At 66.8% G+C, this 25,305-nt stretch carries 21 protein-coding genes; 8 read left to right on the forward strand and 13 right to left on the reverse strand.

All coding sequences use genetic code 11. The annotated features are described in order from the left end of the window. Positions 1–77: 77 nt before the first annotated feature. A complete protein-coding gene (locus tag M5C96_RS23195) occupies positions 78–1,163 on the forward strand; it encodes an IS5 family transposase (protein ID WP_272569558.1) in 1,086 nt (361 codons plus the stop codon). Positions 1,164–1,226: 63 nt separating this feature from the next. Here M5C96_RS23195 and M5C96_RS26945 read toward each other — a convergent pair whose 3' ends face one another. The 10 genes from M5C96_RS26945 to recG form a co-directional block, all read right to left on the reverse strand. Continuing rightward, positions 1,227–1,430: a hypothetical protein gene (locus M5C96_RS26945; protein WP_442867337.1), complete on the reverse strand. Its 204-nt coding sequence runs from the start codon at positions 1,428–1,430 to the stop codon at positions 1,227–1,229. A 432-nt stretch (positions 1,431–1,862) separates the two neighbouring features. After that, entirely contained in the window at positions 1,863–2,174 is a 312-nt protein-coding gene (locus M5C96_RS23205) for a hypothetical protein (RefSeq protein WP_272565553.1), read from the reverse strand. Between the two features lie 8 nt (positions 2,175–2,182). After that, positions 2,183–2,995, reverse strand: a complete 813-nt coding sequence (locus tag M5C96_RS23210; RefSeq protein WP_272565554.1) for an RHS repeat-associated core domain-containing protein — start codon at positions 2,993–2,995, stop codon at positions 2,183–2,185. 73 nt (positions 2,996–3,068) lie between these two features. Further along, positions 3,069–3,446, reverse strand: coding sequence for a DUF7684 family protein (locus M5C96_RS23215; protein WP_272565556.1), 378 nt, complete (start codon positions 3,444–3,446; stop codon positions 3,069–3,071). Beyond that, the gene (locus M5C96_RS23220) at positions 3,446–5,197 is read right to left on the reverse strand and encodes an RHS repeat-associated core domain-containing protein (RefSeq protein WP_272565558.1); all 1,752 of its coding nucleotides are present in this window, start codon (positions 5,195–5,197) and stop codon (positions 3,446–3,448) included. The genes M5C96_RS23215 and M5C96_RS23220 overlap by 1 nt, the downstream gene beginning before the upstream one ends. Positions 5,198–5,382: 185 nt before the next feature. Then, positions 5,383–5,670, reverse strand: coding sequence for a hypothetical protein (locus tag M5C96_RS23225; RefSeq protein ID WP_272565559.1), 288 nt, complete (start codon positions 5,668–5,670; stop codon positions 5,383–5,385). Between the two features lie 485 nt (positions 5,671–6,155). Then, the gene (locus tag M5C96_RS23230) at positions 6,156–6,302 is read right to left on the reverse strand and encodes an RHS repeat-associated core domain-containing protein (protein WP_284428166.1); all 147 of its coding nucleotides are present in this window, start codon (positions 6,300–6,302) and stop codon (positions 6,156–6,158) included. Positions 6,303–6,358: 56 nt separating this feature from the next. Further along, positions 6,359–6,619 (reverse strand): DUF6980 family protein, encoded by a 261-nt coding sequence (locus M5C96_RS23235; protein WP_272565560.1) that lies wholly within the window; start codon positions 6,617–6,619, stop codon positions 6,359–6,361. Positions 6,620–6,653: 34 nt separating this feature from the next. Then, positions 6,654–11,297 (reverse strand): RHS repeat-associated core domain-containing protein, encoded by a 4,644-nt coding sequence (locus M5C96_RS23240; RefSeq protein ID WP_272565561.1) that lies wholly within the window; start codon positions 11,295–11,297, stop codon positions 6,654–6,656. A gap of 123 nt (positions 11,298–11,420) precedes the next feature. Next, on the reverse strand, positions 11,421–13,625 hold the full coding sequence (gene recG, locus M5C96_RS23245; protein WP_272565562.1) for an ATP-dependent DNA helicase RecG: 2,205 nt from the start codon (positions 13,623–13,625) through the stop codon (positions 11,421–11,423). Positions 13,626–13,749: 124 nt separating this feature from the next. Here recG and M5C96_RS23250 point away from each other — a divergent pair, with 124 nt between their 5' ends. The 6 genes from M5C96_RS23250 to M5C96_RS23275 all read left to right on the forward strand — a co-directional run bounded on the left by M5C96_RS23250 (position 13,750) and on the right by M5C96_RS23275 (position 20,175). Next, on the forward strand, positions 13,750–15,036 hold the full coding sequence (locus M5C96_RS23250; RefSeq protein WP_272565564.1) for an HD-GYP domain-containing protein: 1,287 nt from the start codon (positions 13,750–13,752) through the stop codon (positions 15,034–15,036). Positions 15,037–15,069: 33 nt separating this feature from the next. After that, positions 15,070–16,041, forward strand: coding sequence for an AraC family transcriptional regulator (locus M5C96_RS23255; protein WP_272565565.1), 972 nt, complete (start codon positions 15,070–15,072; stop codon positions 16,039–16,041). A 94-nt stretch (positions 16,042–16,135) separates the two neighbouring features. Continuing rightward, the gene (locus M5C96_RS23260; RefSeq protein WP_442867338.1) at positions 16,136–16,900 is read left to right on the forward strand and encodes a fumarylacetoacetate hydrolase family protein; all 765 of its coding nucleotides are present in this window, start codon (positions 16,136–16,138) and stop codon (positions 16,898–16,900) included. 150 nt (positions 16,901–17,050) lie between these two features. Further along, positions 17,051–18,034, forward strand: coding sequence for an alpha/beta hydrolase family protein (locus tag M5C96_RS23265; RefSeq protein ID WP_272569830.1), 984 nt, complete (start codon positions 17,051–17,053; stop codon positions 18,032–18,034). A gap of 108 nt (positions 18,035–18,142) precedes the next feature. Then, positions 18,143–19,240: a tRNA preQ1(34) S-adenosylmethionine ribosyltransferase-isomerase QueA gene (queA, locus tag M5C96_RS23270; RefSeq protein WP_272565568.1), complete on the forward strand. Its 1,098-nt coding sequence runs from the start codon at positions 18,143–18,145 to the stop codon at positions 19,238–19,240. Between the two features lie 56 nt (positions 19,241–19,296). Continuing rightward, positions 19,297–20,175, forward strand: coding sequence for a DMT family transporter (locus M5C96_RS23275; RefSeq protein WP_442867407.1), 879 nt, complete (start codon positions 19,297–19,299; stop codon positions 20,173–20,175). 60 nt (positions 20,176–20,235) lie between these two features. Here the strand turns inward: M5C96_RS23275 and M5C96_RS23280 are convergent, their stop codons facing one another. Next, a complete protein-coding gene (locus M5C96_RS23280) occupies positions 20,236–21,228 on the reverse strand; it encodes a Bug family tripartite tricarboxylate transporter substrate binding protein (protein WP_272565572.1) in 993 nt (330 codons plus the stop codon). 67 nt (positions 21,229–21,295) lie between these two features. Continuing rightward, positions 21,296–22,501 carry a pyridoxal phosphate-dependent aminotransferase gene (locus tag M5C96_RS23285; protein ID WP_272565573.1) on the reverse strand — a complete coding sequence of 402 codons (1,206 nt, stop codon included), beginning with the start codon at positions 22,499–22,501 and terminating at the stop codon, positions 21,296–21,298. Between the two features lie 143 nt (positions 22,502–22,644). Here M5C96_RS23285 and M5C96_RS23290 point away from each other — a divergent pair, with 143 nt between their 5' ends. After that, the gene (locus M5C96_RS23290; RefSeq protein WP_272565574.1) at positions 22,645–23,616 is read left to right on the forward strand and encodes a LysR family transcriptional regulator; all 972 of its coding nucleotides are present in this window, start codon (positions 22,645–22,647) and stop codon (positions 23,614–23,616) included. A gap of 43 nt (positions 23,617–23,659) precedes the next feature. Here M5C96_RS23290 and M5C96_RS23295 read toward each other — a convergent pair whose 3' ends face one another. Further along, complete coding sequence (locus tag M5C96_RS23295) at positions 23,660–25,279, reverse strand: gamma-glutamyltransferase family protein (RefSeq protein WP_272565575.1); 1,620 nt, start codon at positions 25,277–25,279, stop codon at positions 23,660–23,662. Between the last annotated feature and the right edge of the window lie 26 nt (positions 25,280–25,305).

Raw genomic sequence — 25,305 nt, forward strand, 5'->3', positions numbered from 1 at the left:
GCCCTGCCGTCCGGGAACCTCTCAAAACCCATCCGGTCCCTTGTTGATCGAGAATGCGTGCTCCATCCTTTGCCATGATCACTCCCCGTAGCGCCCTGAAGTTCGACCTGTTCGCTGAGGCCTCGCGCCAACACAAGAGAGATGAGGTGGGCGATCCGCTGCAGGTGATCGCGCGGCACATCGACTTCGCAGAACTGGCCCGGCTGGTGGATGCCTTGATCGAACGCGGGGGTGGCCGCCGGGGCGGTCGGCCCGCCTACCCCACCGAGGTGATGGTGCGCATCCTGGTGTTGAAGCGGCTGTACAACCTGTCCGATGAGCAGATGGAGTATCAGTTGCTGGACCGGGGGAGCTACCAGCGGTTTTGCCTGTTGCAGGATGCGATGAACGTGCCGGACCGCAAAACGATCTGGCGCTTTGGCGAGCGCCTTGGCGTGGGCGGGGCAACGGCCTTGTTCCAGGGGGTGGATGCCCAACTGCAGCGCCACGGCTACATCGCCCGGGGCGGGCAAGCCATTGATGCCACGCTGGTGCCCGCGCCCCGACAGCACATCGGCCAGCAGGAGCGGCGAACGCTGGCACAAGGCGGGCAGCCGGACTGGAGCCAAGCGCGACGCAGGCAAAAGGATGTGGAGGCCACGCACACGAAGAAGCACGGCAAAAGCCACTTCGGCTACAAGCTCAGCGTGAGCGTGGACCTCAAGCACGGCTTCATCCGCCGCCTCGCCACGGGCACGGCCAGCGAGCACGACGGGCACCACTTCGATGAGGTGCTGGACATGCACAACACCGGGCGGGCAGTGCATGCGGACAAAGCCTACCCGAGCCGCCAAAGGTGCCAGATGCTGAAAGTGCTGGGATTCGTGGATGCGATGCAGCGCCGTGCGCAGGCGGGCCGACCACAGAGCGAATGCCAGAAGGGGCGCAACCAGCGCATCGCAAAGAAACGAGCCAAGGTGGAGCACGTGTTCGCCGGTATCCGCCACCTGGGGGGCAAGTTCGTGCGCACCATCGGACAGGCGCGCGCCACGGTGGGGATGACGATGATGGCCGCCTGCTACAACATGAAGCGACTGGCCTGGTTCCTGCATCGGGGCGTGGATGCTTTCTTCAAGCCCGCCACTGGCAAGGCACAAGTGCGCCTGCAAACGGTGAAAGCCTGAGCCACCGGGCCTGCAAGGCCCCTCATGCACCCAGGCGCAGACCGTTGCTGGGCCTCATCACGCTCAAACGGCTACTGGCGCCCACTCCTCCCTATTCGGATTCGTCAAACATGGGGTTGTGAGAGGCTCCCCCACCAGCCGGGCCAGTTCTGCGAAGTCGATGTGCCGCGCGATCACCTGCAGCGGATCGCCCACCTCATCTCTCTTGTGTTGGCGCGAGGCCTCAGCGAACAGGTCGAACTTCAGGGCGCTACGGGGAGTGATCATGGCAAAGGATGGAGCACGCATTCTCGATCAACAAGGGACCGGATGGGTTTTGAGAGGTTCCCAGAAGGATAAACAGCGCTCCCACAATCATGGCTTGTAAATCCGTTGTCCAAATATCGCTTTAAATGCTTCCCAGCCAGTTGGGGTTGCCAGGGAAGTGCCTGGAATTTGATAACTGGTTCCGGTTGAATATGGTGCGAACTGATTCCATGGGGTTTTTTCCCATTTAAAAGATCGCGCGTAATTTCAACGATTAACGCCACCCTTCATCACCCAATCCCCCGCTTCAAGCCTTTGCGACCCCAACGAGAAACGGCGATAGTTTCAGGCGCTGCACAAAATAAAGGCGCGGATGCAGAGCCAACCAAACTAATTGCCGAAGGTGTGAGGCCACCAGTGACGGCAGCTCCTAAAACCGCAATTAGTCCGTAACTAAACTTGTCGCCGATTGCTTCCTTCTTTAAACATTGCACTGTACCAATAGCCTTGCGAGTCATTAAGCCATTCGAATTTCTTTTTCTCCGCAAACGCACGCAAAGGAGCAAGTGGTATTTCATAACGCCAAAGTAGCGCGACTAATTCACGCATTGCCTCTTTATTAAGCGCAGCAATGCTGACATCAATCAACAAATCCCGTCCCACACCCTTAACGCTGCGTATTGCGGTTATTTCCTCCAACCCCTGAAACAGGCGCCGCTCATCGCCTCGCGAGTAAAAACTGCCCAACGCTATTTGCAAAATCATGTCGCCCCCTATCGACGGTGACCGCCAGGATAAACATTGTCATACCGGCCGCCTGGATACTGCACATCCCAATGGGGGCCACCATGAGCATCGCCTGTGGAACCAGAGTCTGGTCCCGTAGGGCACCACACACCGCCATCAGATCCTTGCCAACCGTAGCCGCGTCCATTTGGATTACGAACCCAGCTTTCACCCCCCTTAGGATCTTTGAAGCCTTCGGCATCACTGGGTTTACCAGGCGCCTTAGGTCCATTTGGGTCATATGCATTCTTAGGCGGTTTCGCAAACATGCGATCCAACCCATAGCTCAGCGCACCTAAACCCGTTCCGATAGCAATATCTGTCCCAGTGATGATCGCTGGAATGAACGGAATGGCGATTGCGAACTCGCCTGTCGGGTCGGTATAAGAGGCCGGATTTCCTCCCACATACAAGAACCGGTTCCACCCCCCATCCAGCCCAATCGGATCAGCCTGGATATACCGCCCTCCCTCCCGGTCGTAGTACCGGTTCAGGTTGTACGCCAGTCCCGTCTCTTCATCCCACACCTGCCCCAGATACCGCAGGTCGAACTTCACCGCCTCTGAATAGTTGGCGTTGCCTTGCCCGCTCTGCGCGTAGCCCGTGGCGCCGGTCGTCGGATTGGCCTCTCCGAACCCCGTGATCAGCCATTGCCACACCACCTGGCCCTGCGTGTTGGTCAGGCGCCGGGGCGTGTTCAGATGGTCCGCATCGATGGCATACAGCCGCCCATTGATCTGCGCCGCCACCGGCATCGGCCCGCTGGCCGTGGGCAGGTAGATGACCTCCGTGCTGTCCATCTCCCCAGCCGGCGCTGCGCTGTTGCCACTCCTGCGGTTGCCGTACTGGCCCAGCACGGTGCTCCCGATGCCATTAATTGACGACTGAACGCCAATCTTTAAGGTTGTGAACAAAGATCAAGCCTTTACTCATGTCTTGCATCGCCACCAATTTAAAAAAGCTTGCCACATCCGATTTTGATTCATCATTATGGTAAGTGGTACTTACATCTAAAAAACCACAACCCTCCACTACCTCATCGATTAAATCATGAATGATTTCAGAACTTTCACCATAGCAAACAAAGTAATTGCAACCAGCATTCAACAAATCGCGTACTGTTTGCTTCAACCAAAAAACATCTTGCCACTCCAAATCTCCGGCATCTAGAAGTGCGGCGAATTTCCCCGCCATATCACTAAAGGACAAGGGTTGACAAATATCTTTAAAATAAATATTAGAAGAGCCCATCAAAAACCTCCATTTCGCAACTTTTCGATATTGTTCCGAAAGGTATTAATCTCAGTTCGCAAGTGCTCCATGCGTATCATTTGCTGCCTCCTAATTACCTCAAGAGGCTGATTCTCCATCCCAGGACGAACGGTTGGATTATTCATAAACTCTAGCAACTTCTTTTCATGTTGCGCAATTTGCTTTTCTAAAGAACCGATACCCTTTAATACCTCTTTACTCAAATTCCCTACTGACTTTATAGACCCTGGGCCAATGCAAATACTCGGCCCGCCACTCGTAGCAATACACCCCCCATCATCCACACGCGGCTGCTGAAACATCGGCGAGCAACTTGACCCGTTGTCCAGCAACGGAGAATCTGCCAGCCCTCCGCCCGGCATGACGCTCGCCAAGCCAGAGGGATCGACGAGATTCGTCGGCGACCCCTCTACGTAGAGATATCGATTCCATCCCCCCTCCAGCCCAATCGGATCGGCCTGGATGTACCGCCCTCCCTCCCGGTCGTAGTACCGATTCAGGTTGTACGCCAGTCCTGTCTCTTCGTCCCACACCTGCCCCGGATACCGCAGGTCGAACTTCACCGCCTCTGAATAGTTGGCGCTGCCTTGCCCACTCTGTGCATAGCCCGTGGCGCCGGTCGTCGGGTTGGCTTCTCCAAACCCCGTGATGAGCCATTGCCACACCACCTGGCCCTGCGTGTTGGTCAGGCGCCGGGGCGTGTTCAGATGGTCCGCATCGATGGCATACAGCCGCCCATTGATCTGCGCCGCCACCGGCATCGGCCCGCTGGCAGTGGGCAGGTAGATGACCTCCGTGCTGTCCATCTCCCCGGCCGGCGCGGCGCTGTTGCTGCTCCTGCGGTTGCCGTACTGGCCCAGCACGGTGCTGCCGATGCCGTCTTCGGCATAGACGGTCTGCTGGGTGATGGCCGGGTTGTTCGCCCCCGACAGCCGCGCATCGCTCTTGAACACGCGCTGTCCCAGGGCGTTGTACGTGTAGCTCACGGCCAGGGTGTTGGCCGGGTCGGCGTTCAGGCCGGCCTTGGCGATGCGGCCGTCGCTGCCGTAGTGCAGGTAGTTGTCGCCCTTCCTGGTGAGCGAGCCGGTGGCGTCATGGCTGTAGGCCACGGTGCTGGTTTGCGCACTGCCGCTGGCGGGCTGGAACGTCTGCGTGTAGTTCTGCAGCCGGTTGCTGCCGCTGACGGCGACGTAATTGCGCTTGAGCGTGGCCGTGCCCGCCGCCGTGGCGCTGCTGTAGTGGCTCTGGCTTCGGTTGCCGTTGGCGTCCCATGCGTAGCCGCTGGCGTTGGCGCCCAGGGTGTCGCTCAACGCGCTGCCCGTGGGTAGCGTGAGGCCGGCCGGCGCGCTGTGGGCACTGGCGGTGAGCCGGCCCGTGGCGTCGTAGGTGTTGGCGCTGGTGATCACGGCCTGCTGCGCCCCCGTGGCGCCGCGCAGGGCGTGCCGCTGCTGCACCTGCGCCAGGCGCCCGGCGCTGTCCCAGGCCAGTTGCGGCAGCAGCCGGCTGGCGGACAACTGGCCCGCCAGGGTGTAGCTGCGCTGCTCGGTCAGGCCGGGCGCGGGTCCGGCCGAGCTCTCCCGCGTAACGTTGCCCCGGATGTCGTTGGCATACGTGGTGGCCACGCCGGCGAAGTCCTGGGCACCCTGCACGGCGCCCAGGACTTCGTAGGACAGCGAGGCCACATTGCCCAGGGCCTGCAATGCGATGAAGACGGCCCAGACGACCCTCATGAACCTCCTCCCGTTTGATGTGAGGCCTGACATCAGGTCAAACAGGCCTTACGCCCTAGTAAATCATGGTCATGATGCTATTAAATATATAGCAATCAAGACGTACAACGGCCAGGGTTGGATGTCAGGGTGTTGCATCGGCTCGCATGAGATCTCCCACGCAAGGCTTGAGAAATAAGCAGCAGTTACTTATTTTCAAAGTCCTTAATCAGCCCCTCAAAACCAATGAGCGACTCTTCAATAGAAGCCTTGTCTGCTTCGGTCAAATCATTGCCACCATTAATTGCCGCTGCGTTTATCTGCTCCATGGATAAAATGACGGGAAAAACCGCATTTCGCCATAATTCATTTTCAAAAACACTCCCAACCCCCTCAATCCGATGAATAAGTGAGTTTAAATCAAGTATTCCATCACGATATTCATTGATGGTTTGCCGCAGCACGAAGGCTTGACGAGAGAAAAAATCGTCCATTGCAACCTCATTACCTAGGGATAACTGTAATTACCTGCCCATTTCCACCGTTAACAACAACCACACCGTTGGGGCCCGTGTGCACTGTCGTTCCAGGTTGATTTCCTGACGACGCTCCCCCCATTCTGAATGGCATCCTCTACCGCTGAGGGGGGAACACCGCGACCTTGCATTCGGTCTAGTGCATGCCCGGTGTAATCTCGACCTCCGATATTTGTCGGCCGATTGGTACCTGGCTTCACATCTATCGGACCACCTCTCTGGCCAGTAGGTGTACTCGGATCTTTGTCTCCATCACCTGCACTCTCTGAATTCATCCAATTTCTGGATAAATAATCCCAAGTTTGCTTGCAAGCATTTGCAGTAGTAATAGCAGCCCCACCTGCAGCAGCCGCACATAGTGGATTGCTCATACATGCAATTACCGCTGCCGGAATTGCTAAGCCCTTTGGGTCACTCCATCTCAGCGGATTGCTATTCACATATCAAAACCGATTCCACCCCCCATCCAACCCAATCGGATCGGCCTGGATGTACCGCCCTCCCTCCCGGTCGTAGTACCGATTCAGGTTGTACGCCAGTCCCGTCTCCTCATCCCACACCTGCCCCGGATACCGCAGGTCGAACTTCACCGCTTCGCTGTAGTTCGCCGCGCCCTGCCCGCTCTGCGCGTAGCCTGGCGCCCCAGTTATCTTGGAGGCTCATAGTTACCATTTAGCCACCAAACTTCAGACTGCATTTCCTTTGGAATATCATCTTCCGGCTCTAATCCCATCTGCTCAATAGTTTCAAACCAAACATCTCGCAAAGAAGTCGGTAATTTTTTTCCGCACCACGGGCAAAACGTCATTAGCTGATAACTTCCTCCATTCCCATATAAAATTCCATACTCCCTAAATTTCGGAACAAACTCCAAACTCAAATCACCCGAAAGCACATGACTTTTCATGCTCTCACAACAGTGTTGAAAATTCTTTATCATTTTATAACCCCTTAAGAAGTCGCCCAGCAACGGCAGGCTTGTGCATTTCACCACTTATAGGATTCATTGAACCCAAATGGCCTCCAGATCGGTTGTAAACCTCAATATCACCGTGAGTATGGTCCCATTGGTAATATTGTTTATTTTTGCCAGTCTCTCCATTGGTACGAATATTATTTCGATAATTATTCATGCCATTCCAAATGGGGCTTTCACTGGGGGATTCACAAAATTTACTACCACGGGATGTAGATGGTAATTTCGGAGTTGTCATCCGGCCTCCACCACCTATTCCGCCACCGTTGCCCTCAAGGGGCATCAGATCCAAAGGATCACGGATTCTTCTGACCAGTCCGTCCGGATCAACATAAGACAGCGGGTCAGCATCCACATACAGGAACCGATTCCACCCCCCATCCAGCCCAATCGGATCGGCCTGGATGTACCGCCCTCCCTCCCGGTCGTAGTACCGGTTCAGGTTGTACGCCAGTCCCGTCTCCTCATCCCACACCTGCCCCGGATACCGCAGGTCGAACTTCACCGCTTCGCTGTAGTTCGTCGCGCCCTGCCCGCTCTGCGCGTAGCCCGTCGCCCCGGTCGTCGGGTTGGCCTCTCCGAACCCCGTGATCAGCCATTGCCACACCACCTGGCCCTGCGTGTTGGTCAGGCGCCGGGGCGTGTTCAGATGGTCCGCATCGATGGCATACAGCCGCCCATTGATCTGCGCCGCCACCGGCATCGGCCCGCTGGCAGTGGGCAGGTAGATGACCTCCGTGCTGTCCATCTCCCCGGCCGGCGCGGCGCTGTTGCTGCTCCTGCGGTTGCCGTACTGGCCCAGCACGGTGCTGCCGATGCCGTCTTCGGCATAGACGGTCTGCTGGGTGATGGCCGGGTTGTTCGCCCCCGACAGCCGCGCATCGCTCTTGAACACGCGCTGTCCCAGGGCGTTGTACGTGTAGCTCACGGCCAGGGTGTTGGCCGGGTCGGCGTTCAGGCCGGCCTTGGCGATGCGGCCGTCGCTGCCGTAGTGCAGGTAGTTGTCGCCCTTCCTGGTGAGCGAGCCGGTGGCGTCATGGCTGTAGGCCACGGTGCTGGTTTGCGCACTGCCGCTGGCGGGCTGGAACGTCTGCGTGTAGTTCTGCAGCCGGTTGCTGCCGCTGACGGCGACGTAATTGCGCTTGAGCGTGGCCGTGCCCGCCGCCGTGGCGCTGCTGTAGTGGCTCTGGCTTCGGTTGCCGTTGGCGTCCCATGCGTAGCCGCTGGCGTTGGCGCCCAGGGTGTCGCTCAACGCGCTGCCCGTGGGTAGCGTGAGGCCGGCCGGCGCGCTGTGGGCACTGGCGGTGAGCCGGCCCGTGGCGTCGTAGGTGTTGGCGCTGGTGATCACGGCCTGCTGCGCCCCCGTGGCGCCGCGCAGGGCGTGCCGCTGCTGCACCTGCGCCAGGCGCCCGGCGCTGTCCCAGGCCAGTTGCGGCAGCAGCCGGCTGGCGGACAACTGGCCCGCCAGGGTGTAGCTGCGCTGCTCGGCCAGGCCGGGCGCGGGTCCGAAGGCCGGCCACTTCCAGCCGATGGGCTGGCCCAGCGGGTTCCAGGTGATGGCGGTGAGCAGCGGCTGACCGTTCCATTGCAGCCCGGTGAGCTGGCCCGTGGCGTCGTACTGGTACTGCAGCTTCTTGCCGCTCGCGTAGGTGAGGGTGGCGATCTGCCCGGCTCCGCCATTGCGGGCGCCTTCCGGCCCCGCCGGCACATAGGCCTGGGCCAGGGTGCGGCTGTCGCCGTTGGCCAGCACCTGGGTGCGGGCGGTGACCCGGCCCAGCGGGTCGCGCTGCCAGCGCGTGGTGACGCCCGCGTCCTGGATCTCGCTCAAGGACCCGATGCTGGCCTGCGGCGTGCCGGGGGCGTTGTAGCTGGCGCCGGTGAGGTCGTACCGCCACACGCTCTGCTTGCCGTCCTTGAAAAGGATGCGCGTCAAGCGCCCCGCCGCGTCCCGCGTGAGCCCGGTGGTGCGGCCCAGCGCATCGCTCAACTGCGTGGGGCGCCCCAGCGCGTCGTATTGCACGTTGGCCGCGCCGCTGTCGGCCGAGGTCTCCCGCGTGGCGTTGCCCCGGATGTCGTTGGCATAGGTAGTGGCCACGCCCGCGAAGTCCTTGGCGCCCTGCACCGCGCCCAGCCCGTCGTAGGACAGCGAGGCGACCTTGCCCAGGGGGTCGGTGATTTCCGCGACGCGGCCCAGGGGGTCGGTGGCGTACCGATAGCGCTGGCCCAGGGCGTTCTCGGCGACGAGGCGCTCGCCGTTGGGGCCGTAGGCGTAGCGGTCCACCTGGCTGCCGGCCTTGACGGTTTCCAGCTGGTTGGCGGCGTTGATACCCCGCTCCTGGCGCCACACGGTCTGGCCCGCGGCGTCTTTGACTTCCTGCAGGATGACGTTGTTGAACAGGTCGTACCCATAGCTGCCCGAGGCGCCCCGGTTGTCCTTCCACGAGGCCAGCCGGTGCGCGCTGTCGTAGGCGTAGTCGATCTGGTAGCCGTCCGGCTGCGTCGTTCGGGACCGCTTGCCGATGGCGTTGTACTGGTGGGTCCATTGCATTCCGAGGACCGAGACGTTGCCGAGCAGGTTCCAGGGGTTGTTGCCATAGGCGTACTGGATTTCCAGGCCGTTGGGCAGGAGCTTGCCCACCAGTCGGCCATCGCTGTAGCTGTGGTTGGTGCGCCGCCCGAACGGGTCGGTGGATTCGAACACCAAGGGCGTGTTGCTGTGGTACGTGTTTTCGCGCCGCACGCCCAGGGCATCGATTTCGGCGGTGACCAGGCCGCCCTGGTATTCCCATCGGCGGACGGCGGCACGGGCTGCGCCGTCGGGCAGGCTGGCGTCGTACACCCGCTCGGTGAGGACGTTGCCGTCCGCGTCGTAGGTGTATTCGGTGACGCGGTGGCCATCGGTGACCTTGACCGGCAGGCGGTAGGTGGGGTGCCACTGCGTGGCGACCCGGCGCTCCTGCGCGGTGCCCTTGGCGTGGGTGGCCAGCAGGGGCAGTTGGCGGTCGTTGTCCCATTCGTAGGTAGTCTGGCGGCCAGCGAAGTCCACCTCCGCCGTGACGAGGCCGGCGGCGTTCTGCACCCGGCGGTTGACCGGGCGGTAGGCCAGCCCCGGCGCCGACGAGGCACTGGTGACGGCCAGCGCCTTGTTCTGCACGGTGTAGCCGTACCGGCGGGTCTGGCCTAGCGGGTCCTTCACGCCGACCTGGCCCGAGGCGATGTCGGTGTAGTCGAACTGGTGCGCCAGGGCGTCGCCCGCATGCGCGGCCTTGAGCGTGCGGCCCAGCGCGTCGTAGCTGAACTGGGCGAAACGGCTGCCGTTCTCATCGACGATGGCGGTCAGCAGGAACGGGTTGCCGGTGTCTTCGTACAGGTAGGTCTTCTGGTACTGGTCCTGCAGGCGGGACGACACCAGCCGGTCGCCCACGCCGTCCTGGTAGCTGTAACGGTAGGTGGTGGTTTGGTAGTCCGGCGTGATGATCTGTTCGATCAGCCGATCGCCCCAGACGAGGGTGAGGGTCTTGCCGAAGGCGTTGGTGATGGTGGTCAGGCGCCCGTAGGTGTACCCGTAGGTGGTGACCCAGCCGTTGCGCGCCTTGCGGCTCAGGAGCTTGCCCGCGCTGTCGAAGGTGAGCACGGTGTCGTCGCTGGCGTTCCGAAAGCGCCACAGGCCATCGGCCTGGGCCAGCGTGTCGCTGCGCTGATCGCCCACCCAGTCCTGCTGGTCGCCCGCGCGCTGAAAGCCCCGCTCCTCGCCGTTGCCGAAGATGACGGTCGCAACGCCTTCGGACACCCGCAGGCTGATGGCGTGGTTGTGCCCCCACTGGCGGCCGAAGCCCCGGCTGGCGCGGGCGGAGTCCAGCGCCCAGTGGCTGCGGTAGATGCGCACGAAGTCCAGGCTGCCGCCCCACGGGTCCTGGTGGTCCACGATCTCCTGGAAGTTCTCTCCGGTGGCGGGAATGACGGGGTCGCCCACGCACATGCCGTCCTGCCCGCCAGGGAACACGGAGACACTCCGGTAGCCGTCGCCGGGCGGCGGCACTGGGGGTGGTGGCGGCGGCAGGGGCGGCGGGGGTGGGGGAGGTGGCGGCGGCGGTGGGGGTGGCGGCGGGGGCGGTGGTGGCGGATCGGGGTCGATCAATTGCTTGGGGCCGCACCAGCCGCTGATTTCCGAGTCGCGGACATCCCCGCGTTCCGCATTCCGGCAGACACAGGAGAATTTGTCGGTGGCGATGTCGTATTTGGGCCGGCTTTCGGTCCAGCCCGCCGGGTTGTAGAGGTATTCGGGGTGCTCGTTCTTGGGACGGTTGCAGATGGGCGCGATGCTGTCGCCCAGTCCATCTTCGCCCTCGCACGGGGCACCCAGCGAAGGCAGCAGTTGGCACCGGTTGCGCCCCCAGATGGACTGCGCGCAGAACCGATGCGGCCCATCGGGCAATGCACCGCACACGCCTGCCACCGTGCCGGACAGCACCGTGTAGCGCATGTCCGGCCCTCCCGTGGACTCGATGCCGTACCCAAACGGCTTGCTTCTGTCGATCCCCCCTGCCTCTGCCACGCCCCAATAACCCATGGCCTGCAATGCGATGCAGGCGGCCCATACAACCCTCATGAATCCCTCTCCCATTTGATGTTGAGTTACGCATTTTATCGACTGCGCAGAAACTCGAACATCGAGATACATGGAGTTACATTAACCGCGACTTGCGCTGAAAATGCGACAGACCTTTTGTCTTCACGCCTTCAGATAATCCGACTTCCCGCCCAGCCACCGTATTACATGCCGCTCAGCCAGGGCGGGAAACCGGTCGAGCATGTGCGGCGCCAGTTCCCTCGCCCACTCCAGCAGCACGGTGTCGGTGGCCAGATCGGCAAAGCGCAGCAGCGGCGCGCCGGACTGGCGGGCGCCCAGGAATTCGCCCGGGCCGCGGATGTCCAGGTCGCGCCGGGCAATCTCGAAGCCGTCGTTGGTTTCGGCCATGGCCTTGAGGCGTTCGCGGGCGGTCTCGCCCAGCCGGCCGCTGTCGTTGGTGGAATACAGCAGCACGCAGGCCGATGCTGCCGCGCCCCGCCCCACACGCCCGCGCAACTGGTGCAGCTGCGACAGGCCGAACCGCTCGGAATGCTCGATGACCATGAGCGAGGCATTGGGCACGTCCACGCCCACCTCGATCACGGTGGTGCTGACCAGCACGCCCATGGCGCCGCTGGTGAAGAGCGCCATGACGGCCTTCTTCTCGGCGCTGGGCATGCGCGAGTGCAGCAGGCCCACCTGCACGGGCGCCTGGCCTGCCGCGATGCCGCCCTGCAGGGCCTCGCTCAGCTCGGCATGGGTGGCGGTGGCGTTGGACAGGTCCAGCGCCTCGCTTTCCTCGATCAGCGGGCACACCCAGTACACCTGCCGGCCCGAGGCGACCTGGGCGGCGATGCGCTCGATGACCTCGTCCTTGCGGCTGTCCGCGATGAGCTTGGTGACGATGGGGGTGCGCCCGGGGGGCAGCTCGTCGATGGTGGAGACGTCCAGGTCGGCGTAGTAGCTCATGGCCAGGGTGCGCGGGATGGGCGTGGCGCTCATCATGAGCATGTGGGGCTCCATGCCCTGCCCTTCGAGCTTTTGCCGCAGCGCCAGGCGCTGCGCCACGCCGAACCGGTGCTGCTCGTCGATCACCGCCAGGGCCAGGCACCGAAAGCGCACCTGCTCCTGAATCACGGCATGGGTGCCGACCACCAGCGCGGCCTCGCCGCTCTCCACCAGGGCCAGCATGGCGGCGCGCTCTTTCTTCTTTTGCCCGCCGACGAGCCAGGCCACGCGCTGGCCGCGCGCGGCCAGCAGGGGCTCCAGCCAGCCGACGAGCTTGGCGAAGTGCTGCTCGGCCAGGATTTCGGTGGGGGCCATCAGCGCGCACTGCCAGCCGGCGTCGATGCACACGGCGGCGGCCAGGGCGGCCACCACGGTCTTGCCCGAGCCCACGTCGCCCTGCAGCAGGCGGTGCATGGGCACGGAGCGGCCCAGATCCCGGGCGATTTCCTCGCCCACGCGCCGCTGGGCGCCCGTGAGGCCGAAGGGCAGCACGGCCAGCAGCTGTTCGGCCAGCGTCAGGCCGCCGTCGCCGGGCGGCGGCGCCTGCAGCACCGGCGCGCGCAGCCGGGCCCGTTCGCGCTTGGACTGCTGCTGGGACAGCTGCTGGGCCAGCAGTTCCTCGGCCTTGAGCCGCTGCCAGGCGGGGTGGCTGTGGTCCTCCAGGGTGGCGATGGCCACGTCGGGCGCCGGGTGGTGCAAAAAAGTGAGCGCCTGCCGCAGGTTCCACCCCGGCGCCAGGCCGTTTTGGCCGGGCACGCGGCCCACCGGCGGCTCCACGCCGGGCGGCAGCGTCTCGGACAGCTCCACGCGCTGCAGGGCGCTCACGATGGCGCGGCGCAGGTAGGCCTGGGGCAGTTGCGCCACGGTCGGGTAGACCGGGGTGAGCGCGGCCGGCAGGTCGCCGCTGGCCGTGCGAAAGGCCGGGTGCAGCATCTGCCGGCCCCAGAAGCCGCCCTTGACCTCGCCCCGGATGCGCAGGCGCGCGCCCACGGCCAGGGTCTTCTGGTGGGAGGGGTAGAAGCTGAAGAACCGCAGTTCGCACGTGCCGGTGCCGTCGTCCACCTGCACCAGCAGCTGGCGGCGGGGGCGCAGCTGCACCTCGCTGGAGACGACGGTGGCCTCGATCTGCACGGTGTCGCCGTCCCGGGCGTTGCGCAGGGGGGTGATGCGGGTTTCGTCCTCGTAGCGCAGGGGCAGGTGCAGGGCCAGGTCGATGTCGCGCACCAGCCCCAGCTTGCGCAGGGCCTTCTGGGCGGGGCTGGGGGCGGGCCGGGCCCCGGGGGTGCCCGGGGCGCCCGCACGCCCGGGCGCGCCTGCGGAACCGGCGGCGGCAGTGGCGGCGGCGCTACGGTCGGTCATGGGAAGGGGGAGCGGGCGCAGGCAAAGCGCAACAAGAGGAAACCGGCATGGGCAGAAAAGGCTAACATGCCAGCGCCGTCGTTCGGCGTTTTTTGCGGACGCACCCGCGTTATCCACTGGTCCCATGCTCAAGCGAATCAGCGTCCAACATCTTGCCCTGGGCATGTACCTGCACCAGTTCTGTGGCTCCTGGATGGACCACCCGTTCTGGCGCACCGGCTTCGTGCTCCAGGACCCCGAGGACCTGGCACGCATCCACGGCACCACCATCGCCGAGGTCTGGATCGACGTTTCCAAGGGGCTGGACGTGGCCTCCGATGTGGCCACCACCTCGCCCGAAGAGGCCGAAGCCCGCCTCGATACCGACTTCAGCCAGCTGCAGGAGATGCCGGACCTGAAGATCCCGCCCGCCCCGCCGCCCGCCGCGTCCCAGCGCGTGCGCTCGCTGGCACCGACCAGCATGGCCGAGGAGCTGGGCCACGCGGCGTCGATCTGCCACCACGCCCGCCAGGCCGTGTCCTCGATGTTCCACGAGGCCCGCATGGGCCGCGCGGTGGATTCCAGCGATGCGCGCAGCTTGGTACAGGAAATCTCCGATTCGATCACCCGCCACCCGTCAGCCCTCATCAGCCTGGCGCGGCTGAAGACGGCGGACGACTACACCTACATGCATTCGGTGGCGGTGTGCGCGCTGATGGTGGCCCTGGGGCGCCAGATCGGCCTGGACGCCGCGCGCATCCGCACCTCGGGCCTGGCCGGGCTGATGCACGACATCGGCAAGGCGGCGATCCCGCTGGTGGTGCTGAACAAGCCCGGCAAGCTCACCGACGAGGAATTCGACATCGTGCGCAGCCATTCCGAGCACGGCTACCGCATGCTGCTGGAGTGCGGCGGCGGCGTGGAGGACGAGGTGCTGGACGCCTGCCTGCACCACCACGAGAAGATGGACGGCTCGGGCTACCCGCACCGCCTGCCGGCCGAGCAGATCAGCCTGACCGCGCGCATGGCATCGATCTGCGACGTGTACGACGCCGTCACCTCCGACCGGCCCTACAAGCGCGGCTGGGACCCGGCCGAATCGCTGCGGCGCATGGCCGAGTGGACCAACGGGCACTTCGACCCCCGCCTGTTCCAGGCCTTCGTGAAGAGCATCGGCATCTACCCCGTGGGCTCGCTCGTGCGGCTGACCTCGGGGCGCATCGGCGTGGTGATGGAGCAGGCCGCCTCGCTGGTGTCGCCGCGCGTGAAGGTGTTCTTCTCCACCAAGTCCGACCTGCGCATTCCGCCCGAGATCGTCGACCTGGCCCAGCCCGGCTGCCCGGAGAAGATCGTGGCCCGCGAAGACCCCGAGAAATGGCGCTTTCCGGACCTGAACGAGCTGTGGACCGGCATGCCGTCGGTGCCGCGGTGACGCCCCGGCCCTGACGCGACACCGGCCGCCCGCATGCCGCCGCCGCGCGCCAGCAACGATCCCGCGGGTGCCGTGCGCACCTACGCGATGGTGGAGCGCTCCAGCCACCTCGATTTCGACATCCGCGACCAGAGCGGCCGCACGCCGCTCACGCAGCCGCACAAACACGAGTATTTCCAGATCCAGGTGAACCTGGAAGGCCACACGCAGCACCACATCGGCGGCGTGGCCCGGCCGTTCACCGCGCGCACCCTGAGCTTCGTGCTGCCGCACCGCATGCACTTCGTGCCGCACCCGCCGGGCACGCGCTGGCTGGTGGTGAACTTCAGCCAGCGCTTCCTGTGGCCCGGCCTGGCCGTGGACCCGCTCGATCTGGAAGACGTGCCGCTGGCCCTGGCGCCGGAGCTGGCGCCGTTCCAGTTCCAGGAGCACCTGGACTTCACCTTCGACGAAAGCGGCTTCGAGGCCGTGCAGGCGCTGCTGGACACCCTGCAGCGCGAGAACGCGGCGCGGCGCCTGGCCTCGCTGGCGTGCATCCGCGGTGGCCTGCTGCAGCTGCTGGCGCTGACCTGCCAGCGCTGGGAAGGCGAGTTGCGCGCGCTGGCCGCGGCCCAGGCGCAGCGCGGCAGCCGCCGCGCGGCCATGGCCCGGCTGCTGCGCTACCTGCGCGGCGAACTGGCCGGCGACCCCACGCTGGCCGACGCGGCCGAGGCCGCCTGCCTGTCCCCCAACTACCTGGCCCACCTCATCAAGAAGGAAACCGGCAAGACCTTCACCGAGTTGCTGACCGAACGCCGGCTCGCCCTGGCGCAGGAACTGCTGCTGGCCACGGGCGAGCGCATCGGCGAGATCGCACGGCGCTGCGGCTTTGCCGACGAGGCGTATTTCGCCCGGCGCTTTCGGCAGTGGCACGGCCTGAGCCCCAGCGCCTGGCGCGCGCAGCGGCTACGCGAACTGCAGGGCACGGCCGTGGCGGTGCCCGGTTCCGTCCAAGTCTTGCGCTGAATCGTCCGGGTGCGCCGCGGCGGCGAACCTTAAGCTTTCCGTTGACCAAAACAACGGAGACGCTTTCATGGACCTGAACCGCCGAGACCTTTTGATGACCTCTTCCGCCACCGTGGGCGGCGCCCTGGCCGCAGGCTGCGCCAGCGTGACCGCCACTCCGTCCCAACCCGCGCCGTTTTTGCTGAGCGTGCCGGCCGTGCCCATCGCCGGCAGCCGCGAAGTCTTTCCGGTGCACCGCATCTACTGCATCGGCCGCAACTACGCGGCCCATGCGCGCGAGATGGGGTCCGACCCCACGCGCGAGGCGCCGTTCTTCTTCCAAAAGCCCAACGACGCGGTGCAGTTCGTGCCGCCGGGCACCACGGTGGACCACCCATACCCCGCCCTCACCCGCAACTACCACTACGAGGTGGAGCTGGTGGCCGCCCTGCACAGCGGCGGGCGCAACATCGCGCCGGAGCAGGCGCTGCAGCACGTGTACGGCTATGCCGTGGGCCTGGACATGACGCGGCGCGACCTGCAAGGCGACATGAAGGACCAGAGGAAGCCCTGGGAGATCGGCAAGAGCTTCGACCTGTCGGCCCCCATCGGCCCGATCCACCGCGCGGCGCAGACCGGCCACTTTCCCAGGGGCGCCATCACGCTGTCGGTGAACGGCACGGTCAAGCAGAGCGCCGACCTGGCGCAGATGATCTGGAGCGTGGCCGAGCAGATCAGCAACCTGTCGCAGGCGTTCGAGCTCAAGGCCGGCGATCTGATTTACAGCGGCACGCCCGAGAACGTGGGCGCCGTGGTGCGCGGGGACCTCATGGTGGCGCACATCGACGGCCTGCCGGACCTCTCGCTGCGCGTGGTCTGAGCCGGGCCGCATCGGCGCCGAGAAGGCGTTGGCAGGCCGGCCGGCGTGGCGGTGGCACACTGCCCCGCCATGACCTCTCCTTTAGCTCCCGAGCCCCGCCGCGCACGCGCGGCTCGCGCCGTCGCCGCCATCGTGGCGCATGCCGTCTCCCTGCCCCGCCGGCTGGTCCTGCCGCTGCTGGCCCTGGCCGCCGGGGTGACCCAGGCGGCGGGCCTGCGCATGATCGAGGTGCCTGCCGATGCCCAGGGCCCGGCATTGCGCGGCGCGGTCTGGACGCCCTGCGCCACACCGCCGGGGCCCGTCGGCATCGGCCCGCTCACCCTGGAGGCGGTGCGCAACTGCCCCGTGCAGGGCGCACCGCTGCCGCTGGTCATCGTCTCGCACGGCTCGGGCGGCACCGCCTTCAGCCACCACGACACGGCCGCGGCGCTGGCCGATGCGGGCTTTGCTGTCGCGGCCATCAGCCACCCGGGCGACAACGCGCAGGACCTGAGCCGCCAGGGCCAGCTTTCCGCCTTCGCCACGCGACCGGCCGACATGCGGCGGCTCACCGATTACCTGTTGGGCGCCTGGCCCGGCCACGCGGAGCTGGACCCCGGGCGCATCGGCTTCTTCGGGTTCTCCCGCGGCGGCACCACCGGGCTCGTGGCCCTGGGCGCGGTGCCGGACTTCACCCAGCGCCCCGAGCTGTGCCCGGCCGGCTCGCCCATCCCGCTGTGCACCGAGATCCGCAACCGCTCCTGGCCCGCGGTGCCCGCGCCGGACCCGCGCATCCGCGCCGCGGTGATCGCCGACCCGCTGAACTTCTTCACCCCCGAGACACTGCAGGCCGTGAAGGCCCCCGTGCAGCTGTGGGCCTCCGCGCTGGGCGGCGATGGCGTCACGCCAGGCAGCGTCGAGGCCCTGCGCCGCGCGCTGCCGGCTGCGCCCGAATGGCACGGGGTGCCCCAGGCCGGACATTTCGCGTTCCTCGCGCCCTGCCCCGCCTCCCTGGCCGAGCGGCTGCCCGCCCTTTGCCGCGATGCGCCCGGCTTCGACCGCAGCGCCTTCCATGCAGCGTTCCACCGCGAGGTGATCGCGTTCCTGCGCCAGCAGTTGGCGCCGGCCGGAGCCAGCGGCCCTTCGGCCCGCTAGGGGCGGGCGCAGCCGCGCCCAGCACCGCCCCAGGGGCCCATGGGACAATCGCCCGCTGTTTTTGGTCGTTCTTTCCTTGGAACGGGCCCGTCCGGCCCTCAAGCCCCCATGCCTGCCAGCCCCCGCACCTTCACGCTCAGCGATTTCGACTTCACGCTGCCCCCGCAGCTCATTGCCCAACACCCCGCCCCCGAACGCAGTGCCTCGCGCCTGCTCGACGGCCGCAGCACCGAGCCGGCCGACCGGGTCTTTCGCGACCTGCCCGGGCTGCTGCGCGCGGGCGACCTGCTGGTGTTCAACGACACGCGCGTGGTCAAGGCCCGCGTGTTCGGCGAGAAGGCCAGCGGCGGCAAGCTGGAACTGCTGATCGAGCGCGTGCTGACCGGCAACGAGGTGGTGGCGCACATGAAGGTGAGCAAGAAGCCCCTGCCCGGCGCCGTGGTGCACCTGGCGGGCGGGTTGGCCGGTGGCGGCTTCGACGCCACGCTGCTGTCGCGCTGGCCCGAGGACGACGGCCCGCTGTTTCGCTTCGCGCTGCAGGGCCCCGCGGGTGAGACGCCCTACGACCTGATGGAGCGGCACGGCCATCTGCCGCTGCCGCCCTACATCGAGCGGCACCAGGAGGGCGGCGACGACCCCGATGCCGCCGAGGACGCACAGCGCTACCAGACCGTCTTCGCCCGGGCCCCCGGTGCGGTGGCAGCCCCCACGGCGGCGCTGCACTTCGATGCGGGTGTGCTGGCCGACCTGGAGGCCCGCGGCGTGGAGCGCGCCAGCGTCACACTGCACGTGGGCGCCGGCACGTTCCAGCCCGTCAAGACCGAGAACCTGGCCGAGCACCAGATGCACGGCGAGTGGTACGAGGTGCCCCTGGCCACGCTGGCCGCGCTGGAGCGCTGCCGCCAGCGCGGGGGCCGCGTGGTGGCGGTGGGCACGACGACCGTGCGCACGCTCGAATCGTGGGCCCTGAGCGGCCAGGCCACGGGCGACACGCGGATCTTCATCACGCCCGGCTTCGGCTTCCGGGTCGTGGACGTGCTGGTCACCAATTTCCACCTGCCCAAGAGCACGCTGATGATGCTGGTGAGCGCCTTCGCGGGCTACGAGCATGTGATGGGCCTGTACCGCCACGCCATCGCGCAGGGGTACCGGTTCTTCAGCTACGGCGACGCCATGCTGTTGCAGCGCCCGCAGCCGGCGCACTGAACGCGGGCCGCCCGCGCGCCGTGACGAACCGCTCCGAGACGCCGTCCCCGCCGCCGCTGCACGCCCTGCGCAGCCGCGGCGCCGCGGTGGCGGGCATCGGCCTCACCGTGGGCGCCTGCGCGTGCTTCGCGGTGCTGGACGCCACCACCAAATGGGTCAGCGCCGCCGTGCCGCTCTTCATGGCGCTGTGGCTGCGCTACCTGTTCCAGGCGCTGCTGACCACGGTGTTCGTGCTGCAGCGCGAAGGCGTGGCCGTGCTGCGCACCACGCAGCCGCGGTTCCAGGCGCTGCGCGCGGTGCTGTTCGCCGCCACGAGCCTCTTCGGCTTCATCAGCATCCAGCACCTGCCGCTGGCCGAGTTCACCGCCATCGTGGCGGCCACGCCGCTGTGCGTGACGGTGGTGGCGGCGCTGTGGTTGCACCAGCGGGTGAGCGCGCCGCGCTGGGCGCTGGTGGTCCTGGGGCTGGCGGGCACGCTGGCCATCATCCGCCCGGGGGGCGAGGCGTTCACCTGGGCCATGCTCTGGCCGCTGTGCCTGCTGGCCACCGGCACAGGCTACCAGGTCATCAGCAGCAAGATGGCCGGGCACGAGAGCCCTGCCACCACGCAGCTCTACACCGGCTGGCTGGCCGCGGCGCTGGTGTCGGTGGGCGTGCCGTTCGCCTGGACCGCCATCGCGGACCCGTGGCTGTGGGCCGGCATGTTCGCCATGGGACTGTCGAGCGCCGTGGGGCACATGCTGCTGCTCAAGGCCTATGCGCGCACGACGCCGGTGACGATCGCGCCGTTCCTCTACAGCCAGATCGGCTTCGCGATGCTCGCCGGCTGGCTGCTGTTCCGCCATGTGCCGGACGCCTGGTCGCTGGCGGGCATCGCGGCCATCGTGCTCAGCGGGGCCGCCAGTGCCTGGCTCACCGTGCGCGAGACGCGGTAGCCCCTGCCTTCCCCGTGACTTCGGAACGGAGGTCGGGCCGAGGCGTGACGCCGCGGGTGCTCAGTCGAGCTTGACGCCGGCGTCCTGGATCACGCGGCCCCATTTCTGCTTGTCCGCCACCAGGAATTCCCGGAACTGCCGTGGCGTGCTGCCGACGGGCTCCAGGCCGTCCTGCACCAGGCGCTGGGCGATCTCGGGCATGGCCAGCACCTTGGCCACTTCCTGCTGCACGCGCGCGATGGCCGCGGGTGGCGTGCCCTTGGCGGCGCACAGGCCCGTCCAGGTCACCGGGTCGAAATTCGGCACACCCGTCTCCGACACGGTCGGCACGTCGGGAAAGCCGGGCAGCCGCCGGGCGCTGGCCACGGCCAGCAGCCGCAGCTTGCCCGAGCGCACGTTCGGCATCGAGCTGACCGGTTGGTCGAAGATCATCGACACCTGGCCCGACAGCACGTCGGCCATGGCGCTGCCGGTGCCCTTGTAGGCGATGTGCACGATGTCGATGCCTGCGCGCGACTTGAGCATTTCGCCGGCTAGGTGGCCACCCGTGCCGTTGCCGGACGACGCGAAATTGAGCTCGCCGGGCCTTTGCCGGGCGTACTGGACCAGTTCGCCCACGGTCTTGACCGGCAGCGCGGCATTCACCAGCAGCAGGTAAGGCGCGTTGGCGATCTGCGTGACGGGCAGCAGATCCGTCTCGGGATTGAAGGGCAGCGACTTGATCAGGTGCGGCTGGATCGACAGCGTGCCCGTGGTGCACATCAGCAGCGTGGTCCCGTCGGGCGGGGCCGACAGCACCGCCGAGGCGGCGATGTTGCCGCCCGCGCCCGGCCGGTTGTCGATCACGACCGGCTGGCCCAGGGCGTCGGCCAGCTTGGGGGCGATCAGCCGCGCGACGATGTCGTTGGAGCCGCCCGGCGAGAAGCCGACGACGATGCGCACCGGCTTGGAGGGAAACGGGTCCGCGGCCCGCGCGGCCGTGGCCTGCAGCGCGGCGGCCACTCCGAGTACCGAGACGAGGGCGAGGAAGGGGCGAAGCGACAGGCGGTTCATGGCGATCCTTGGAACGGGGCGTGGTGGGACGGGACGGGGCGGAGCGGGAGACGCAGTGGCCGAGGCATCAGGCGACCAGCGATGCACGGGCGCGGGCGATGCGCCGGCATCCTTCCAGCAGCTCGTCGGTGCCGGCGGCGAACGAGATGCGGAAATGCGTGCCGACCCCGTACGCGCTGCCCTGCAGCGCGGCGAGGTTTTCGGACTCCAGCAGGTGCAGGATCCAGTCGTCGCTGCTGCGGATGAGCGTGCCCTGGGGCGTGCGCAGGCCCCACAACGCGCTGCAGGAGGCGAACAGGTAGAAGGCGCCCTGCGGCCGGTGGCAGTGCAGGCCATCGATGGCGTTCAGCGCCTGCAGCACGGTATCGCGGCGCTCCTGGAAGATGCGCCGGCTCTGCGCCACGAAATCCTGCGGGCCCGTCAGCGCCGCCACCGCTGCGGCCTGCGCGATGGCGTTGGCGCCCGAGGTGCTTTGGGACTGCAGCTTGACCATGGCCTGGATGAGTTGCGCCGGCCCGGCCCCGTACCCGATGCGCCAGCCGGTCATAGCATAGGCCTTGGACACGCCGTTGACGGTGAGGGTGCGGGCTTTCAGCGCGGGGGCCACCTGGGCGATGGTGGCGAAGGCGGCGCCGTCGTAGATGAGGTGCTCGTAGATGTCGTCCGTCAACACCCAGACATGCGGGTGCCGTTCCAGCACGTCGGCCAGCGCGGCCAGTTCGGCGGCGCAGTACGTGGCGCCGCTCGGGTTGTTGGGCGAGTTGAGGACCAGCCAGCGCGTCCTGGGCGTGATGGCCCGCTCCAGGTCGGCCGGCTGCAGCTTGAAGCCGAGCGCCTCGGGTCCCTCCACGAACACGGGCACGCCGCCCGCCAGCCGCACCACGTCGGGGTAGGACACCCAATAGGGTGCGGGCACGATGACCTCGTCGCCCTCGGCCACCGTGCACATGAGGGCGTTGAAGATCACCTGCTTGGCGCCCGTGCCTACGATGATCTCGTTCACGCCGTAGTCCAGCCCGTTCTCGGTTCGGAACTTGTGCGCGATCGCCTCGCGCAGCGCCGGCGTGCCGCCCACGTCGGTGTAGCGCGTCTGGCCCGCGGCCATGGCGCGGACGGCGGCCTCCCGGATGTGATCGGGCGTATCGAAGTCGGGCTCGCCCGCCGTCAGGCCAAGAATGTCCCGCCCCTGCGCCCGCAGGGCGCGGGCGCGCTGGCCCGCCATGGAGCTGGGGGATGGCTGGATGCGGTGAAGGCGGGGCGCGATGTGGAGCATGGAAGGGGCGGTGTTCGCAAAGGCCGGCGGACCGGGGTGAGGGCCAGTATCCGGCGCGCACTGCAGCGGCACAAACGAGTAATTGGCAGGTGCGGCCATTCCATTTCTTCCTGCCCGGGGGGGCTGCCGTACAGTGGCGCGGCATGAACATCACCTTCCGGCAACTCGAAGCGTTCTTCTTCAGCGCCCGGCTTCGCAGCTTCAGTGCCGCGGCAGCGCGCCTGCACACCACCCAGTCCGCCATTTCCAAGCGCGTGGCCGAGCTGGAGGCCAGCTGCGGCACGCCGCTGCTGCACCGCACGCCGCGCGGCCTGGAACTCACGCATGCCGGACGGCAACTCGTGCCGCTGGCGGAGGAATCGCAGCGCCTGCGGGTTCGCATCGAGCAGGAGGTGAGCGCCGACCATCCGCTGCGCGGCACCTTCCGGGTGGGCGTGACCGAGCTGACGGCGCTCACCTGGCTCACGCGGTTCATCCAGCGCGTGCAGGAGCAGCATCCAGCGCTGATGCTGGAGCCGGTGGTGGATGCGGGGCTGAAACTGTTCGAGGGACTGGAGGCCAACCGCATCGACCTGGCCATCATGCCGGGCACGTTCTGGGGCGCGGAGTACGAAACCGTGAAGGTCGGGCAGGTCGAGGATTTGTGGGTGGCCAGCCCGCGCCTGAAGATCCCGAAGCGGCCGCTGCTGCCGCACGAGTTCGAGGCCTACCCGATGCTGGAGCAGTCCACCGGCGCCTCCAAGAACCGCTTCTACGCCGCCTGGCGCGCAGAGCACGGCTTTCGCTTCAACCAGGTTTTCGCCACCAACAGCACGACGGTGCTGCGCGAGCTGACCATCAGCGGCTTCGGCATCAGCCAGCTGGCCCTGGACTACGTGCGCGAGGACATCCGGCAGGGGCTGCTGCGCATCGTCAAAAGTGATCCCATGCCGCCGCCCATGGTCTACAGCGCGGTCTACCGGGCCGACAGCTTCAGCCTGCCGATCCGGCGCATGGTCGATCTGGCGGCCCAGGTGTGCGACTTTTCGTTGAAGGCCAACCAGGCCTCCCTGAACCCGCCGGCCAGGCCCGCCAAGCCCTCACCGCCCGGCCGCCGCCGGCCCCCCAAGGCCTGAGCGGCAGGCGGCATCGGGCGATGGCGGGTGCCGGACGCGCCGATCAGAACGCCGCGGCATGCCCATCCTTGCGCGGGTCCGAGCCCGCGATGTAGATGCCACCTTCGCGCAGCACGAGCTGGGCGCCGCCGAAGGCGAACACGCCGTGGCCCGACTCCACGGTGACCTCGTGACCGCGCGCGCGCAGTTCGGCCAGCACGGCGGGATCGAAACCCGGCTCCACGGCCACGCCCCGGCCGCCGGTGACCCGCCAGCGCGGCGCATCGGCGGCGGCCTGCGGGTTCTGGCCGTAGCGCAGCACGCGCAGCGCCATCTGCACGTGGCCCTGCGACTGCATGGGGCCACCCATGACGCCGAAAGCCATGCGCGGCGTGCCGCCGGCATGCATGGCGAACGCCGGAATGATGGTGTGCGAGGGGCGCTTGCGCGGGCCCACCTCGTTGGCATGGCCCGGCACCAGGCTGAAGCCGTGGCCCCGGTTCTGCAGGCTGATGCCGGTGCCCGGCACCACCACGCCCGATCCGAAGCCCATGTAGTTGGACTGGATGAACGACACCATCATCCCCGAGGCATCGGCGGCCGCCAGGTACACCGTGCCGCCGCGGCGCGGCGCGCCATGGCCCGGATCGCCGGCGCGCGCCGGGTCGATGCGCAGGGCACGCTCGCGCAGGTAGGCCGGGTCCAGCAGGTCGCGCGGCGCCACGCGCATCGCGTCGATGTCGGCGTTGTGCTCATACAGGTCGGCCAGCGCGAGCTTCATGGCCTCGATGCTGGCATGCACCGTCTCCACGTCGTCCACGGGGCGCGTGCCAATGCCCACGGCGTCGAGCAGCCCCAGCGCGATCAGCGCGGCGATGCCCTGGCCGTTGGGCGGGATTTCATGGACGACCGCATCGCCGAACGGCTGGCTCACCGTCCCCACCCAGTCGGCCTGGTGCGCGGCGAGGTCGTCCTCGGTCATCGCGCCGCCATTCGCCTGCGCATGGGCGGCCATCTGGCGGGCCAGCGTGCCGCGGTAGAAGGCCTCGCCGCCGGTGTCGGCGATCAGCTCCAGCGTCCGGGCATGCGCTTCGCTGCGGAAGATCTCGCCCGCGCGCGGCGCCCGCCCGCCAGGCATGAAGCACTCCGCGAAACCCGGCTGGGCACCCAGCCGGTCCGCCCCCAGCGCCCACTGCGTGGCGATGATGGGCGAGACGGGAAAGCCGCCGCGTGCGTATTCGATGGCGGGCTGCGCCAGTTGCGCGAACGGCAGCTTGCCCAGCCGCTTCGACAGCGCAACCCAGGCCGAGACCGCGCCGGGCACGGTCACGGCGTTCCAGCCGGACTCGGGAATGCCGCCGCGTTGGGCGAAGTATTCGGGCGTCCAGGCCGCCGGCGAGCGGCCCGAGGCATTGAGGCCGTGCAGTTCCTTGCCATCCCACACGATGGCGAAGCCATCGCTGCCGATGCCGCAGCCCGTGGGCTCCACCACCGTCAGCGCCATGGCCGTGGCAATGGCCGCGTCCACCGCGTTGCCGCCGGCCATCAGCATGCACAGCCCGGCCTGGGCGGCCAGGGGCTGCGAGGCGGAAACGATGTTGCGGCCCATGACGGGGCTGCGCTGCGAGGCGTAGGGCTGGCCCCAGTCGAGGGCGGTGGCGTTCGGTGGGGGCGCTTGGGTCATGTCTTGTCTCCTTGGGTTGGGAAAGG

The organism is Acidovorax sp. GBBC 1281, from assembly GCF_028473645.1.
GTDB lineage: Bacteria > Pseudomonadota > Gammaproteobacteria > Burkholderiales > Burkholderiaceae_C > Paracidovorax.

Coding starts and splice junctions, on each gene's coding strand:
- M5C96_RS26945 (WP_442867337.1), bottom strand. CDS start 1,430: ATGATCACTCCCCGTAGCGCCCTGAAGTTCGACCTGTTCGCTGAGGCC.
- M5C96_RS23205 (WP_272565553.1), bottom strand. CDS start 2,174: ATGATTTTGCAAATAGCGTTGGGCAGTTTTTACTCGCGAGGCGATGAG.
- M5C96_RS23210 (WP_272565554.1), bottom strand. CDS start 2,995: ATGGACAGCACGGAGGTCATCTACCTGCCCACGGCCAGCGGGCCGATG.
- M5C96_RS23215 (WP_272565556.1), bottom strand. CDS start 3,446: ATGGGCTCTTCTAATATTTATTTTAAAGATATTTGTCAACCCTTGTCC.
- M5C96_RS23220 (WP_272565558.1), bottom strand. CDS start 5,197: ATGAGGGTCGTCTGGGCCGTCTTCATCGCATTGCAGGCCCTGGGCAAT.
- M5C96_RS23225 (WP_272565559.1), bottom strand. CDS start 5,670: ATGGACGATTTTTTCTCTCGTCAAGCCTTCGTGCTGCGGCAAACCATC.
- M5C96_RS23235 (WP_272565560.1), bottom strand. CDS start 6,619: ATGAAAAGTCATGTGCTTTCGGGTGATTTGAGTTTGGAGTTTGTTCCG.
- M5C96_RS23240 (WP_272565561.1), bottom strand. CDS start 11,297: ATGAGGGTTGTATGGGCCGCCTGCATCGCATTGCAGGCCATGGGTTAT.
- recG (WP_272565562.1), bottom strand. CDS start 13,625: ATGACCGACCGTAGCGCCGCCGCCACTGCCGCCGCCGGTTCCGCAGGC.
- M5C96_RS23250 (WP_272565564.1), top strand. CDS start 13,750: ATGCTCAAGCGAATCAGCGTCCAACATCTTGCCCTGGGCATGTACCTG.
- M5C96_RS23255 (WP_272565565.1), top strand. CDS start 15,070: ATGCCGCCGCCGCGCGCCAGCAACGATCCCGCGGGTGCCGTGCGCACC.
- M5C96_RS23260 (WP_442867338.1), top strand. CDS start 16,136: ATGACCTCTTCCGCCACCGTGGGCGGCGCCCTGGCCGCAGGCTGCGCC.
- queA (WP_272565568.1), top strand. CDS start 18,143: ATGCCTGCCAGCCCCCGCACCTTCACGCTCAGCGATTTCGACTTCACG.
- M5C96_RS23280 (WP_272565572.1), bottom strand. CDS start 21,228: ATGAACCGCCTGTCGCTTCGCCCCTTCCTCGCCCTCGTCTCGGTACTC.
- M5C96_RS23285 (WP_272565573.1), bottom strand. CDS start 22,501: ATGCTCCACATCGCGCCCCGCCTTCACCGCATCCAGCCATCCCCCAGC.
- M5C96_RS23290 (WP_272565574.1), top strand. CDS start 22,645: ATGAACATCACCTTCCGGCAACTCGAAGCGTTCTTCTTCAGCGCCCGG.
- M5C96_RS23295 (WP_272565575.1), bottom strand. CDS start 25,279: ATGACCCAAGCGCCCCCACCGAACGCCACCGCCCTCGACTGGGGCCAG.